Source organism: Gelidibacter maritimus (genome assembly GCF_014062315.1).
Lineage (GTDB): Bacteria > Bacteroidota > Bacteroidia > Flavobacteriales > Flavobacteriaceae > Gelidibacter > Gelidibacter maritimus.
The window spans coordinates 70,350-84,752 of the sequence record NZ_JACGLT010000010.1 but is presented as its reverse complement, the minus strand read 5'-3'; the positions used below and the strand labels follow the sequence as shown (position 1 = coordinate 84,752).

Sequence of the window (14,403 nt, the reverse complement as noted above, 5' to 3'; positions counted from 1 at the left end):
CTATGTCAAGATCTCTTAAGAAATGCAATAACTGTATTCAACAATTTGAGAGTCATCTTCCGTTTTGTCCATATTGTGGACAGAAAGCGGGTGATCAATTGACCTTAAATGTTCTTTTTAACAATACCATCAATAATTATTTTTCTGTTGACGCTCGATTTTTCAAGAGCTTTTTTCCTCTTATGCTCAAGCCGGGACATCTTCCCAAGCAATTTGTTTCAGGTAAAAGGTTAATGTATTTACATCCAGCTCAGATGTATTTGTTTATTTCAATCGTTTTTTTCTTTTTGTTTTCTTTTGTTAGTCGCAAACAAGTAGAAAACATTGATAGCGCCATTAAAAAGGATATTGAACAAAGTCACTTCTATAGGGATTCTCTTAAAAAAGTTTCAAAAGAGAACCCAACTGAAAAATATGTAAATAAATCTGATCTTAAAAATGAGGATTCATTGCGTCTAAGAAAACAGCAGCTAGTGCAGGTGACAGACTCGGTTCAAAACGTTAATAAGAGTTCATCCAATTCAATTTTTAATATAGACATCAATGAAATGGAAATAGATTCAATGATTGCTGCTGGTGCTTCAGATGAAGAACTCTATAGAAAGATGGGAATGAAGACCAGCGACGGGTATCTCACCAAACGAATGTATAAACAAATTCTGAAATTTTTTAAAACTAAAAGTGGAGGCACTATTTTACAAGCCTTCTTGGATAGTATTCCTCTGGCCATGTTTATGCTTCTGCCAATTTTTGCTTTTATTTTAAAATTATTTTATATCAGAAAAGGAAAGTTTGTACACCACCTGGTTTTTACTTTTTACTTTTTTGCTTTTCTTTTTGGTGTATTTAGCTTTTTGGTAATTGCCAATTTAATCTGGAAAGACTTTCCTGGCTGGATCATGACATTAACCATGTTTTCAGCCTTCTTTTATTTATTTTTTGGGGTTAAACGATTTTATGACCAAGGCTATATTTTAAGTTTTATAAAGAGCAGCGCTATTAGTTTTTTCTTTCTGTCAATGGTGCTGCCATTTGCAGTTGTGATTATGGGATTAATGGCTTTTTTATTTTATTAGTGAACCTCTTGTCTGCCGACAAGGCAAATAACACCTAAATGCGAAGCGCACTAACTTGCAACCCATACAGTCTCTTGAAAGCTGCTAACTCCCAACTATAAACTGTCAATTGATGACTGAACGTCAACTAAAGCTTCTCTTTTAAATACTTTCCAGTCACCGAATTTTCTTGCTTCACCAATTCCTCAGGCGTCCCTGCTGCCACTAATTTTCCGCCCTTGGCACCACCTTCAGGACCTAAATCAATAATATAATCTGCACATTTTATTAGTTCGAGATTATGCTCGATGACAATAATAGAGTGTCCTTGTGCTATCAATGCCTGAAAAGATTTCAATAATTTTTTAATGTCGTGAAAGTGCAATCCTGTGGTGGGTTCATCAAAAATAAATAATGCATTGTCACTTCTTGAGCCTTTGCCCAAAAACGTGGCCAATTTAATTCGTTGCGCTTCGCCACCAGAAAGGGTGGAAGAACTTTGACCTAAAGTCACATAACCCAAACCAACATCTTGTAAGGGCTGTAACTTGCTTTGTATTCTTAATTCATTGTGTTTTTCAAAAAAAGCAATCGCGTCATCAATGGTCATTGTCAATATGTCGTCAATGTTTTTACCCTCAAAAGTGACTTCCAGTACTTCTTTTTTAAATCGTTTCCCGTCACAGGTTTCGCATGTTAAATGAACATCAGCCATAAATTGCATCTCGATGGTCACTTCGCCATCACCTTTACAGGTTTCACAACGGCCACCATCAACATTAAAACTAAAGTGCTTGGCTTGATAATTCCGTATTTTACTTAACTTTTGATTGGCATATAGGCCTCTGATATCGTCATAAGCCTTGACGTAGGTTACAGGATTGGAGCGGGACGAGCGGCCAATTGGATTTTGATCAACAAATTCAATGTGTTTTATGTTATTGAAATTTCCTTTTAATTCTGAAAACTGACCTGCTTTATCTCCGAAACCCGTCAAATGTTTTTGAATGGATGGATATAAGATATCTTTGACCAACGTACTTTTACCGCTCCCAGAAACACCTGTAATAACTGTTAACATCTCTAAAGGAAAAGTGACATCAATATTCTGTAAGTTGTGTTCTCTAGCCCCAATAATATCGATATGATATTTTGAGGTGCGACGTTTTTTTGGAAGCTCAATCTCGAGGCTCCCGTTTAGGTACTGAGCAGTTAAGGATTTTGATTTAAGAATATCGGCATAAGTGCCAGCCGCAACAACTTCGCCCCCAAGCGTACCCGCTTCCGGCCCAATATCGATAATTTCGTCTGCAGCTTGCATGATGTCTTCGTCATGTTCTACAACAATTACTGTATTACCTAAATCGCGAAGCGCTTTTAATACCACAATAAGTTTTTCAGTATCTTTAGGATGGAGTCCAATACTTGGTTCATCTAATATATACATCGATCCCACCAAGCTACTGCCCAATGAGGTTGCTAAATTGATACGCTGGCTTTCACCACCCGATAAAGTGTTGGATTTTCTGTTTAGCGTTAAATAATTAAGACCAACATTAGATAAGAATGACAGTCTGTTTGATATCTCTTTCAGCAAGCGTTTGGCAATGGTTGAGTCATACTCGTCCAATTTTAAATGCTCAAAAAATTCCGATAAATTATCTAAGGGCATAGTTACCAAATCTGTAATGGTCACCTCATTAATTTTCACGTAGTTGGCTTCAGGGCGTAATCGTTTGCCGTGGCATTTGCTACATTTTGTCTTGCCTCTGTAGCGTGAAAGCATAACACGATTCTGAATTTTATAGGCTTTTGATTCCAATTCTGCAAAAAAACTATTGAGACCCTCAAAGTATGAATTGCCTTCCCAAATCAATTGTTTTTGTGCATCTGACAGCTGGAAATAAGGCTTGTGAATAGGAAAATCAAATTTGTGCGAATTGTTTACCAATTGATCACGGAACCAGCTCATACTTTCACCTCGCCATGGAAAAATGGCGTTTTCATAAACCGATAGTGCGGTATTAGGAATGACCAATTCTTCATCAATACCAATAACATCGCCATAGCCTTCACACTTAGGACAAGCACCATAAGGGTTATTAAAGCTAAAAAGATGCACGTTGGGTTCTAAAAAAGTCAATCCGTCCAATTCAAATTTATTATTGAAGACTGTTTGTTTACGATCAGATAAGGATTCAATGATCGTACTGCCCTTACCTTCAAAAAATGCAGTTTCGATAGCATCGGCAAGTCTGTTGTAAAAATCCTCTTCATGTTTCACAATAATTCTGTCCACAACCAAAAATACATCTTGTTGAAGATCTTTTTCTAAAGCATCTTCAATGCGAAGCACTTCATTTTCGTGCTGAACACGAGCATAGCCTTGTTGCTGAAGTACTTTGAGTTTATCAGTCATACTGCGGCCTGCTTCCAAATAAATGGGAGCGAGGAGGAGCAGCCTTTCGCCGTCTTTATAAGATTTTATCAATTTTAACACATCTGCGGTGGTGTGTTTTTTGACCAAATTCCCGGAAATAGGCGAGTAGGTCTTACCAATTCTAGCGAAAAGGAGTTTTAAATAGTCATAAATTTCAGTAGTTGTGCCAACGGTTGACCGTGGATTGGTAGAATTTACCTTTTGCTCAATGGCTATGGCTGGCGCAATACCTTTTATATAATCTACTTTTGGCTTATTGAGTCTACCTAAAAACTGACGCGCATAACTTGACAAACTTTCAACATAGCGTCTCTGGCCTTCAGCATATAAAGTGTCAAATGCAAGACTCGACTTTCCCGAGCCCGATAAACCAGTAATAACCACCAATTTATTACGCGGAATGACCACATCCATGTTTTTGAGGTTGTGGAGGTTAGCGCCTTTAATAATGATGTTTTGTTTCGGATTTACTTCGGAAAGATTAAGCTTCATAGTCGTTTTTGCATATAAGAATGCAAAGATACTACATCTAATGCGGTCATGAAAAAAAGTTATTGTTCAATAAAATGTTAAAGTTTCGGCTTAATTTTTGTTTTTTAGGAATGATTGTTGTTATATTTGACCTCAAACTTCTAAAACAGAGTCGCCTATATCATAATATTACTTTATAAAGATTAACCCCAAGCTTAGAGTTGCTCTAGGCCGCTAAAGTAATAACAATGAAACACGAACTTATCACAGACGCTGTTTTGGTGAGCAATTACATAGAAGGAGACGAAAATGCGCTCTCTCAATTGATCACTCGACACAAACAAAAAATTTACAGTTTTATCTATTCTAAAGTTTATGACAGAGATATTACTGAGGACATCTTTCAAGACACTTTCATTAAGGTGATCCGAACGCTCAGATTAGGGAAATATAATGAAGAAGGCAAATTTTTACCTTGGGTCATGCGTATTGCCCATAACCTGGTTATTGACCATTTCAGAAAAAACAATCGTATGCCAAAATTCTCCAATACGGGAGAGTTCAGTATTTTTTCTGTGCTTAGTGATTCGTCCTTAGATGCAGAAAAAGAAATGATTAAAGAGCAAATAGAGTCTGACTTAAGGCGTATTATAGAAGAATTGCCCGAAGAGCAGAAAGCTGTTTTGATCATGCGCATGTATAATGATATGAGTTTTAAGGAAATATCAGAAAAAACTGGTGTGAGTATTAATACCGCATTGGGTAGAATGCGTTATGCATTGATTAATTTGAGAAAGTTGATTGAAGAAAAAAATATAATCTTGACAAATTAGTTATACTAAATTGAGTTTTACTGCGTTAATAGGATTATATTCTAATTATTTAAACTCCTATATAATGGCAAAACTTTACTCTGAATGTCCCCAAAAAAATGACAATCTCAATCCAAAAGAAGAAACAGTAAATTTTCTTTTGAATTATTCTAAGGCTTTAAGTGTTATACAATGTAATAAATGGAAGTTTGAAGCGCTTCTGAACTAAAGAGCAATTAAACTTTCAAGTTTAATTGGTCAAGTTTAACAAGTCCCGAGAGTGAGCTCTTCGGGACTTTTAATTTTACTTGTTCTTTTTGTAGTAGTCTTTTAATACGCTCGCTCTCCCAATGGTTTTGGTGATGATGTCTTTTTCCAAATCCCAGCCTCTTGCAGGGGAATACTCTCGTCCGTAGAAAATCATTTGCAGATGAAGATCATTCCAGGTTTCTATGGGGAAAAGGCGTTTTGCATCTTTTTCAGTTTGAACAACATTTTTTCCGTTGGTCAAATTCCAGCGGTACATCAATCTATGAATATGTGTGTCTACAGGAAAAGCTGGAATACCGAAAGCTTGAGAAAGCACGACGGCAGCAGTTTTATGTCCTACCGCGGGCAATGCTTCTAGTTCTTCGTATGTTTTTGGTACTTGTCCATCGTGTTTGTCGATTAAAATGTGCGATAAGCCGTGAATGCCTTTGCTTTTCATTGGCGATAAACCTACAGGTCTGATGATTTCTCGGATTTCCTCCACAGTGAGTTTAATCATATCATACGGATTGTCGGCTTTGTCAAAAAGAAGCGGTGTAATTTGATTGACCCGTACATCTGTGGATTGCGCGGACATTAATACTGCAATTAATAGCGTGTATGGATCTTTATGATCTAAAGGTATAGGCACTGTTGGATACAGCTGGTTTAACGTATTTATAACAAAATCTACCTTCTCTTGTTTGGTCATAAGTTGTATTTTTACAAATATCAAATTTAAAACAGTTATGACCAAATTAAAAGCAGGAGACAAGGCTCCTAATTTTTCAGCAAAGGATGAACAGGGAAATACAATTTCTTTATCAGATTATAAAGGTAAAAAATTAGTGGTCTTCTTTTATCCCAAAGCCAGTACGCCAACTTGTACAACGGAAGCTTGCAATCTACGGGATAATTATAAGGATTTACAAGACAAAGGTTATGAAATATTGGGGGTCAGTGCCGACAGTGCCAAAAGACAATCAAACTTTAAAAATAAATACGATTTTCCATATCCATTGCTAGCCGATGAGGATAAAGAGGTTATTAAAGCCTTTGGTGTGTGGGGAGAAAAGAAGTTTATGGGACGTACTTTTGATGGCATCCATCGCGTGACTTTTGTTATTGATGAAAACGGCATTATTGAAAAAGTGATTGACAAGGTAAAAGCTAAAATTCATACAGAGCAGATTTTGGAATGATTTCCATGTCCAGCTGACCCCAGGATCTTTATGGCTCTATTGAACTGCTAATGAGAAGTTGGATTTCAGTTCGAGATAATCTCTGGAGGGAGATCTTAATGCTCACTAATGAAATAAAAAAGACCTTAGGATGTTAAACTAAGGTCTTTATACTTATATAGTTATTGGCTTTTCTGTTTATCGACTTCTATAAACTTCTTCAGCTTCAAACCCGAAGAGGCTCTTTTCTTTTATAATTTTTGACACCCCAGGAGGCAGCATCGCTTCCCAGCCTTCGTCGCCGTCTGAAATTGACTTTAGTACTGATCTTGAAAAAATGGTTAAGATGGTTGGGTCATAATCTGTAATATCTACAACCTTCCCGTTGTACTTAAAGAATTTATATAGCTCTTTCATCCGTGGATGTACTTTCAAGTTTTCGCTAGTGCTCAATTCTCCATCTTCATTTTTCATAGGGTAGAGGTAAACGCGCAAATCCTTAAAGAATAATTTACCAAAGGCTTCTAAAATTCCACCACTTAAGTGACGGTAATATTTCTCATCAAAAATATCCACCAAATTACTGACCCCCATGGATAGTCCCATTCTGTTCTTGGAATATTGGGAAAAATACTCTACTAATTTATAATATTCCTGGAAGTTAGAAATCAAAACCGTATGACCAAGGGAACATAGCAATTCCGCTCTGTCCATAAAATCCTGTTCATCAATTTCCCCCTCTGCTCTTAAATTTGAAAGTGTAATTTCAAAAACCACTTGAGTATTATTGATATCGACCTTGTTTTCTTTAATGAACATGTCATAAGACTTCTCAAACATGTCAATATTAACCTTGGTTACGGGCCTGAAACTACCGCGCAATGCCAAAATGTTTTTTTTGTATAAAATTCTTGCCGGTAATACGTTGTTGCCATCGGGAGCAAACATAACGGCATCGGTCATATTATTTTTAACCAATTGTAAGCTCATCAATCGATTATCAACATCTTTAAACACTGGCCCTGAGAAGTTGATCGTATCGATTTCAATCTGATCTTTATCTAGGTGATCGTATAAATAGCGTAATATTTTTTTAGGTTCGTTATACTTATAGTAAGCACCATAAATAAGGTTGGTGCCTAATATACCGAGTGTTTCTTGTTGCAAACGCGCATCATTTTCCTTAAATCGAAAGTGAAGAATAATCTCATTATACGAATTGTGATGTGGTTCAATTTGATATTTGATGCCTACCCAACCGTGGCCTTTATATTTTTTGGCAAAATCTATCGTTGCGACGGTATTGGCAAAAGAGAAAAACATTTTATTGGGATGCTTGTCTCTTGAAATGCGCTCTTCAATTAGTTGAATTTCGTGGGTCAACATTTTTCTCAGTCGCTCTTCGGTGACATATCGACCGTCTTGTTCTGCACCATAAATGGCATCAGAAAAGTCTTTGTCATAAGCAGACATGGCTTTGGCAATGGTGCCTGAGCCGCCACCAGCTCTAAAAAACTGACGCACAGTTTCTTGGCCTGCGCCAATCTCAGCAAAGGTTCCGTAAATATTCTCATTAAGATTGATACGAAGCGCTTTGTTTTTAAGCGATGGAATCTCTTCAAATTCTTTATCGCCTTTTAAGGTAATCTCCATGTCGTAGATTGAGTTATATAAGCTACAAAGGTATCAAATTGCTATCTTAAACAAAATAATAAACTTACTTTTGTTGCAAACAAATCATCTTTGAAAGTTATATTTTTAGGAACCGGCACATCTCAAGGAATTCCTGTTATAGGAAGTACTCATCCTGTATGTTTAAGCAACAATCCGAAAGACAAGCGTCTGCGCGTATCTGTGTTGATAGAATGGGGTAATTATACTTATGTCATTGATTGCGGCCCAGATTTTAGACAACAAATGCTAAATGCCAAATGTACTAAGTTGGATGGGGTGGTTTTTACCCATGAACATGCTGATCATACGGCAGGCTTAGATGATATTAGACCTTTTTATTTTAAGCAGGGTGATATTCCGATTTATGCTCACAAAAGGGTTTTAAAAGCGCTTGAGCAACGTTTTGCCTATATTTTTGAAACAAAAAATAAATATGCGGGGGCGCCGGGAGTGAAGCCCATTAGGATTGAAAATAAGCCATTCCAGTTAGGCGATATAAATGTTGTGCCAATAAATGGGATGCATTATAAACTTCAGGTTTTTGGTTTTAGATTCAATGATTTTGCCTATTTAACCGACATGAAAACCATTGAAGACGATGAGCTTAAAAAGCTCATGGGGGTTAAGGTGCTTGTCGTAAATGCCTTGCGGGAAGCAGAACACATTTCTCACTTTACCCTTAGTGAAGCTCTAGAGGTCATAGCTAGAGTAAAGCCTGAGCGAGCGTACCTGACACATATTAGTCACATGCTCGGTTTTCATGATGAAGTGGAAGAAACCCTCCCAGAAAATGTCTTTTTGGCCTATGACAATTTACAAATTAACCTATAAAAATTTATGAAAGGTAAACTCTTTATGTACATGTTCGTTTTTGCATTGTTGTTAATTATATTTCAATATGTAAACTCCAAGAATATATTTGAAACGTACCAAGAAAAAATGACAAAATTGATAGAAAAAGAGCAAATGCTGAAAGATTCTATTAATCACCTAAATAAAGAACTAAAAGCACTTAAAAGTGAGCTTCCGATGGAGCAACATCCTTAATAGCTTAAATTTTAATATGCTTACATGTACTCATCACAAATATCGAGTGTATCGCAGCTGACAGCTTATTCTATAGTACTATAAATAAAGCTGATTTTCCAGAAGTAACGATGTATTCGTGTTTTGATATTCTGTGAGATTTAAACCTTTGAACTATTTTTCCAAGCGTTTGTTTAGCCAACTTCTCAATTCATAAAAGTTTTCTGGGGCTACACCATGTCCAACAGGAAATTCTTTATAGGTGTTTTTAATTGAAAGTGCATTCAAAAACTGAGGCACTTTTCTTGCCCATTCTACAGGAATGACTTGATCTACATTACCATGTGAACAGTAAAAAGCTAAATGCGAATAGTTTTTGGTTTCTAAATCGTCAGGAAGCATTTCAGGGCTAATATAGCCGCTTAAAGCAATGATGTTTTTTATCTTCTCCGGATAGGTGAGCGCTACAGCGTAACTCAGAATTGTACCTTGGCTAAAACCTAAAAGTGTCAGGTTGTCTTTACTTATAGGATACTTTTCTTTTACTTCATCAATGAAATTAGCAATCAGATCTCTCGATTTGATGGCCTGTTCATTATCATTCCATTTGTTCATCTTGGCGTCAAAATTGATCGCATACCACGCATTGCCATAAGGTTGCATAGGGTAGGGCGCTCGCGCAGAGATGATAAATAACTCTTCCGGCATTTCAGAAGCAAAGCTAAACAGGTCATTTTCATCACTGCCATACCCATGGAACATGATGAGTGTAGGTGCATTTTCCTTTAAACTTGAAGGTCTTGTAATATGATGTAAAGAGAGATCGGACATGATTAATTAATAGTTTTAAACCATTCTTGGAATTTTTCACCAAGAACAGGTATAAGTTTATATTCTTCTTTTATGGCATAATAGAGCCCAAATAGCCAACATGCAAAGGTGACGATCCAAAAGGCAGTTCCCAAAAGACTGTTGACATATTGTTCTACTAAATTTGAAAAGATTAAAAGTATCATTAAGCCTAACATTTGTCTGATATGAAATGCTGTAAATGGATTACGCTTTTCTAAATTCATTATAATGGCCAAGATCATACCTATAAATGTTAAGTAGCTTATGATGGCCAATGTTTTACCCTCTTTGACAATAGAATCTTTCATGTTAATTTAAAACCAGTTGATTGTTTGAGAAAATACCATACACTTTCCCTTTGAGACTTTGGTTTTCAAAGATGGCATTTTTTGAAGTAGAAAGGATCATATTCTTGCCGAATTGATAATTCTTGTCAGGGTTGAATAGGGTTAATTTAGCTTTAGAGCCAATGGCAATAGGCGTTGACGTAATTTCGAATCGCCCTTTCCCTTTGGTCAATAGCTCGATTGTTTTCTTCAGGCTGAAAATGGTATTTAAAGCTCCAAAAGCAGTTTCCAATCCGATAGTGCCATATTTTGCGTAATCAAACTCTATTTTTTTGTGCTCTATATCAATTGGATTGTGATCACTCGTTACCATATCGATAGTACCATCCTTAAGACCTTCAATAAGAGCGTCACAATCAGATTGTGTTCTTAATGGTGGCTTGACTTTAAAGCGTGTATCAAAGGTCTGCAATACCTCATCTGTCAAAATCAAATTATGAATGGCTACACTGCAGCTCACATCTATATTTTTGGTTTTTGCATTTCGGATCAACTCGACGGATTTTGCAGAAGAAATTGTTGGTATATGCAATTTTCCACCGGTATATTCTAATAAAAACAGATCGCGCACAATCTGTAGTTCTTCAGCCAATGTTGGGTTTCCTTTTAGGCCCAAGGATGTGCTCATGATGTTTTCATTCATGACTCCAAGTCCAGAGATTTTAGATTCCTGAGGAAAAGAGTAGATCAATCCACCAAAATTGCTAGCGTATTGTAAGGCCAGTTTCATTAGGTTTGGATTGCTTATTGGTTTTTGGTAATCATAAAAAGCAATGGCTCCAGCATTTTTCATATCGAAAAGCTCCGCTAAATCTTCACCATCGCTATTTTTTGTCAAGGCACCAATCGGATGTAGGTTAACAGAATTTCCATTAGCCTTACCTTTAAGAAAAGATATATCGGCATAACTATCAATCACCGGATTGGTATTGGGGTTAACGGCAACATCTGTAAACCCTGATCGTGCGGCGGTGAAAAGTCCGTTAGCAATAGTTTCACGTTCTTCAAAACCCGGTTCTCCAAAACTTACGCTACTATCAAACCAGCCTTGGGAAATATGTAGATTCTCAAGTGTAATTTCCTGAACGTTATCAGGGTTTTCAATCTGTTTAGAGATATTTGAAATGACGCCTTTCTCAATAAGGATATCACAGGTTTGATTGTGAAAATCGCTTTTTGAGTCCACTATGGTGGCAGATTTTATTAGTACGTTCATTTAAGAAGTTTTAAGATGAGCATTTCAATAATTAAAAAAGCTATTGCAAAAATAACAAACCATTTCCACAGCTCATTGATATTAGTGGTACTTTTTATATCGTCAATAACAGCCGCTACAGAACTGTTGTTGGTGCTATTTTTAATTTGTGAAACGTTCAGATAATTAAGCTGGCTCTCATTCCTATTGTAATTATAACTAAGATGTTGTAAGACCTTTTCTTTATTTTTAACTTTAAATATACCCGCCGATTTAGGGTTTTCGTCAGTAATTATTTGCACCTTATTGCTAAAGGTCTGTTGCATAGGGATCATTGACGTTTTAGCATTCTCGAGTTTTAAAATTTCGTCCTGAAGCAAATTGGCATTGATATCAATGATGTTTGTTATGCCAATGGTGTAGTACAATTGTGGTAATTTTAAACTTTGTTTGCCAATATTATATAGCACGGGCACAATTAATGGTGAGTTTTTAAAATTGGAATTGTTTTCATCTAAACTTGCAGAAAAAGCGTAAATATTATTAAACTGGGCTAAGAAGGTTGCGTTATCTTCAAAGCTCAACACGCTAGCCCCAGATGGATTGGACTGCCTATAAAACGAATTGACCTTTGGATATTGGAAATTAGCTACAGTTTTGTTGAAAACATTCTTTAAAAGCGGGTGAGAAAAATTGATTTTTGTAATTCGTTTTTCTGATAATATCTGAGTAGTGAATCTTGGTAATGATAAAACGCTAAATAATTGATTGTAAGTAGGTGTGTCTGATTTAGTTGAAGGGATTATTAAGATGCTTCCACCATTTTCAGAAAAGGACTTTAGCGATGTAGATAGTGCGTTTGGAATGTCTTGTAATTCATTGAGAACAATCAAATTCTGATCAACGATAATGTTATAATTGAGATCTTTGAAATTGACAATGGTCAGTTCAAATTCGTCTGTGGTATAAAGTTTTCTCAAAAAATCAGCATTGGCATCATTGATTGCCAAAACTTTTATACGATCTTTTTTATCTATATTAAAGTGTAATGTGTTGTCATAGTTTAAATTAACATCATCAATAACAACCTTTCCTTTAAAAGCTTTATTGTTAGGGATTGTAAAAATGGTCTCGATTTTATCATCAATAGAGACTGCACTTTTTGCCATTAGTTGTTGGTCTTCAAATAAGGAAATCGACAAAGTTTCAATTGGGTTTCCTTGATTGCTCAACATAACCGTTAGCTCTAAGGTTTCTACGTTGTCCTTAGAGATATATAGTGAGTCGATACTGACATTTTCAGTGGCTCTTGGTTGTAGTTGTACCAAGCGATAATTGACCAGACTATCTTTATCGAGCGTCAAAACTTCGTTTTTTTGTTGAAAATCTGAAATCAGCACCAAATTTTTGACGCTGCCTTTGTCCTTGGTGAATGCTTTTTTTCCTTTTAAAATAACGGCCTCATAGTCCATTTGATATGGCGAATAGGAGAGTTCTATCAAATCATTTTGAATGGCCTTGATGGTTGTGTTCGAAAAATTGAGATCATTTGTGAAAAGGCTAATGGATTCATTTTCATCTACATGCTCAATTAAATCTTGTACCGCGGCATTTAAAAGTGTACCATTATCGCCTTTAGCTTGCATGCTGAACGAATTGTCTAAATAAATGACGGTTTCATTGGTAGTGGTAAAACTACTTTGATTAGCTTGATATGGTTGGGCAAAAGCGATAATTAGACAAGTTAACAATAGCAAGCGGGTCAACAATGTCAACCATTTTTTGATTTGTGAACTTTTACGCGTTTTTAAAATAATGTTTTTAAGAAACTGAACGTTGGTGAAAGTGACCTTCTCAAAGCGTCTGAGTTGGAATAAATGGACAATTATAGGAATAATGAGCAGCAGTAGTGCATAAAGAATTTCTGGGTTTTTAAACTGCATTCCTATTATATTTTTTGTAGTCGAACAAGCGGACCAAATATAAAAAATACAAGAGGATAAGCGTGTTCAGATTTTGAGAAATTTAACGTTTATAAGTTGAGATTGCTAACAAAAGAAGAAATAATCAAAGGCTTTTGTCAATTGGTGGTTTTCTAGAATGGCAGTGATTCGTTTTTGAGAGGTTTTGTTGGCCACAGTAACGATTACTTGAGGTTGACGAATCGTGCTTAGGGATGAAGTGGCATGGAGTTTTATGTTATAGATATGCTTGCCTATTTTCTTGGGATTATTACAGATCCAAATAAATGGTACTTTATTTTTCTTCAACAATTTAGCACAAAATTTACCTTTAAAGCCTGCACCCCATAGCACCAACGGGCGATTTGGATTAAAATCGAGCTCTAAAAAATAGTGCACCTTCAGTTTAAGAAAATGATTGTCGGAATAATGTTTATCAGTTCTTGAAGTCCTGCTGCTGTAGTCACGCCAGTAATGGAGCACCTGATTGGAGGGAATGCACTTTAGACCGTGTTTGTAGAATCTAAATGCTAAATCGTAATCTTCGGGATATATGTTTTTATCAAAAGCACCACAAGCAATCAAATCATCTCGTTCTACCATCCAACAAGGGGATGGAATGACGCATTCCTTGTAGATTTCACTATAATTGGTGCCTGATGTAGTAAGTCGATTCAACCATTCCTCATAGTTTTGATATCCTTCTCCAAGTTCACCTTCAGAAAAATACTTGACCAGCCCTAATGCAATATAACCTTTACCATGGGCTTTCAAATCGTTGAGCATCAGGTCCAGTTTTTTTGGCGCCATAAGATCATCGCTATCCATCCGGGTTATATAGTGTCCTGTACTGTTTTGTAAGGCTGTTCTTAATGCATCAATAATACCCTGTCCGTTAGATTTAAGTAATTTTATTCGAGCGTCATCATTAGCAAACGAAGCTATGAGGTCATAGCCTTGATCAGTAGAATGGTCATCTACAATAATCAACTCCCAATTGGTATAGGTCTGACCACGTATAGATTCGAGATAGGGCGATAAAAAGTCCTCGCTATTTTTAAAAGGGGTTAGAATGCTGACTAAGGGCTGCTGCATACCACTAAATTATGATTTCTATCTAAATTTAAGATTAACTAATTA

At 36.2% G+C, this 14,403-nt stretch carries 13 protein-coding genes; 5 read left to right on the top strand and 8 right to left on the bottom strand.

What is annotated here, in order from left to right; translation table 11 throughout:
* Window positions 1-2 precede the first annotated feature (2 nt).
* Window positions 3-1,076, top strand: coding sequence for a DUF3667 domain-containing protein (locus H3Z82_RS12900; RefSeq protein ID WP_182205925.1), 1,074 nt, complete (start codon window positions 3-5; stop codon window positions 1,074-1,076).
* Between the two features lie 127 nt (window positions 1,077-1,203).
* On the opposite strand, the gene uvrA is transcribed toward H3Z82_RS12900, so the two are convergent.
* Window positions 1,204-3,987: an excinuclease ABC subunit UvrA gene (gene uvrA, locus H3Z82_RS12895; RefSeq protein WP_182205924.1), complete on the bottom strand. Its 2,784-nt coding sequence runs from the start codon at window positions 3,985-3,987 to the stop codon at window positions 1,204-1,206.
* A gap of 227 nt (window positions 3,988-4,214) precedes the next feature.
* Between uvrA and H3Z82_RS12890 the strand changes: the two genes are divergently transcribed.
* Window positions 4,215-4,799: an RNA polymerase sigma factor gene (locus H3Z82_RS12890; RefSeq protein ID WP_182205923.1), complete on the top strand. Its 585-nt coding sequence runs from the start codon at window positions 4,215-4,217 to the stop codon at window positions 4,797-4,799.
* Between the two features lie 283 nt (window positions 4,800-5,082).
* Here the strand turns inward: H3Z82_RS12890 and H3Z82_RS12885 are convergent, their stop codons facing one another.
* Window positions 5,083-5,739: an endonuclease III domain-containing protein gene (locus H3Z82_RS12885; RefSeq protein WP_182205922.1), complete on the bottom strand. Its 657-nt coding sequence runs from the start codon at window positions 5,737-5,739 to the stop codon at window positions 5,083-5,085.
* Between the two features lie 37 nt (window positions 5,740-5,776).
* Between H3Z82_RS12885 and bcp the strand changes: the two genes are divergently transcribed.
* The gene (gene bcp / locus H3Z82_RS12880; RefSeq protein ID WP_182205921.1) at window positions 5,777-6,229 is read left to right on the top strand and encodes a thioredoxin-dependent thiol peroxidase; all 453 of its coding nucleotides are present in this window, start codon (window positions 5,777-5,779) and stop codon (window positions 6,227-6,229) included.
* Between the two features lie 177 nt (window positions 6,230-6,406).
* Here the strand turns inward: bcp and H3Z82_RS12875 are convergent, their stop codons facing one another.
* Window positions 6,407-7,861 carry a TonB-dependent receptor gene (locus tag H3Z82_RS12875; RefSeq protein ID WP_182205920.1) on the bottom strand — a complete coding sequence of 485 codons (1,455 nt, stop codon included), beginning with the start codon at window positions 7,859-7,861 and terminating at the stop codon, window positions 6,407-6,409.
* Window positions 7,862-7,951: 90 nt separating this feature from the next.
* On the opposite strand from H3Z82_RS12875, the gene H3Z82_RS12870 reads away from it, so the two are divergent.
* Window positions 7,952-8,713, top strand: coding sequence for an MBL fold metallo-hydrolase (locus H3Z82_RS12870; RefSeq protein ID WP_182205919.1), 762 nt, complete (start codon window positions 7,952-7,954; stop codon window positions 8,711-8,713).
* Window positions 8,714-8,719: 6 nt separating this feature from the next.
* On the top strand, window positions 8,720-8,929 hold the full coding sequence (locus tag H3Z82_RS12865) for a hypothetical protein (RefSeq protein ID WP_182205918.1): 210 nt from the start codon (window positions 8,720-8,722) through the stop codon (window positions 8,927-8,929).
* 153 nt (window positions 8,930-9,082) lie between these two features.
* Here the strand turns inward: H3Z82_RS12865 and H3Z82_RS12860 are convergent, their stop codons facing one another.
* The 5 genes from H3Z82_RS12860 to H3Z82_RS12840 form a co-directional block, all read right to left on the bottom strand.
* Entirely contained in the window at window positions 9,083-9,739 is a 657-nt protein-coding gene (locus H3Z82_RS12860; protein WP_182205917.1) for an alpha/beta hydrolase, read from the bottom strand.
* Between the two features lie 2 nt (window positions 9,740-9,741).
* A complete protein-coding gene (locus H3Z82_RS12855; protein WP_182205916.1) occupies window positions 9,742-10,068 on the bottom strand; it encodes a DUF4870 domain-containing protein in 327 nt (108 codons plus the stop codon).
* Window position 10,069: 1 nt separating this feature from the next.
* Complete coding sequence (locus H3Z82_RS12850) at window positions 10,070-11,323, bottom strand: dihydroorotase (RefSeq protein WP_182205915.1); 1,254 nt, start codon at window positions 11,321-11,323, stop codon at window positions 10,070-10,072.
* On the bottom strand, window positions 11,320-13,245 hold the full coding sequence (locus tag H3Z82_RS12845) for a BatA domain-containing protein (protein WP_182205914.1): 1,926 nt from the start codon (window positions 13,243-13,245) through the stop codon (window positions 11,320-11,322). The genes H3Z82_RS12850 and H3Z82_RS12845 overlap by 4 nt, the downstream gene beginning before the upstream one ends.
* A 105-nt stretch (window positions 13,246-13,350) precedes the next feature.
* Window positions 13,351-14,358, bottom strand: a complete 1,008-nt coding sequence (locus H3Z82_RS12840; RefSeq protein WP_182205913.1) for a glycosyltransferase family 2 protein — start codon at window positions 14,356-14,358, stop codon at window positions 13,351-13,353.
* Window positions 14,359-14,403: the final 45 nt, after the last annotated feature.

What these genes read in the sequence shown, in the direction of transcription:
- H3Z82_RS12900 (WP_182205925.1), top strand. Translation starts at nt 3, where the DNA reads ATGTCAAGATCTCTTAAGAAATGCAATAACTGTATTCAACAATTTGAG.
- uvrA (WP_182205924.1), bottom strand. Translation starts at nt 3,987, where the DNA reads ATGAAGCTTAATCTTTCCGAAGTAAATCCGAAACAAAACATCATTATT.
- H3Z82_RS12890 (WP_182205923.1), top strand. Translation starts at nt 4,215, where the DNA reads ATGAAACACGAACTTATCACAGACGCTGTTTTGGTGAGCAATTACATA.
- H3Z82_RS12885 (WP_182205922.1), bottom strand. Translation starts at nt 5,739, where the DNA reads ATGACCAAACAAGAGAAGGTAGATTTTGTTATAAATACGTTAAACCAG.
- bcp (WP_182205921.1), top strand. Translation starts at nt 5,777, where the DNA reads ATGACCAAATTAAAAGCAGGAGACAAGGCTCCTAATTTTTCAGCAAAG.
- H3Z82_RS12875 (WP_182205920.1), bottom strand. Translation starts at nt 7,861, where the DNA reads ATGGAGATTACCTTAAAAGGCGATAAAGAATTTGAAGAGATTCCATCG.
- H3Z82_RS12865 (WP_182205918.1), top strand. Translation starts at nt 8,720, where the DNA reads ATGAAAGGTAAACTCTTTATGTACATGTTCGTTTTTGCATTGTTGTTA.
- H3Z82_RS12860 (WP_182205917.1), bottom strand. Translation starts at nt 9,739, where the DNA reads ATGTCCGATCTCTCTTTACATCATATTACAAGACCTTCAAGTTTAAAG.
- H3Z82_RS12855 (WP_182205916.1), bottom strand. Translation starts at nt 10,068, where the DNA reads ATGAAAGATTCTATTGTCAAAGAGGGTAAAACATTGGCCATCATAAGC.
- H3Z82_RS12850 (WP_182205915.1), bottom strand. Translation starts at nt 11,323, where the DNA reads ATGAACGTACTAATAAAATCTGCCACCATAGTGGACTCAAAAAGCGAT.
- H3Z82_RS12845 (WP_182205914.1), bottom strand. Translation starts at nt 13,245, where the DNA reads ATGCAGTTTAAAAACCCAGAAATTCTTTATGCACTACTGCTGCTCATT.
- H3Z82_RS12840 (WP_182205913.1), bottom strand. Translation starts at nt 14,358, where the DNA reads ATGCAGCAGCCCTTAGTCAGCATTCTAACCCCTTTTAAAAATAGCGAG.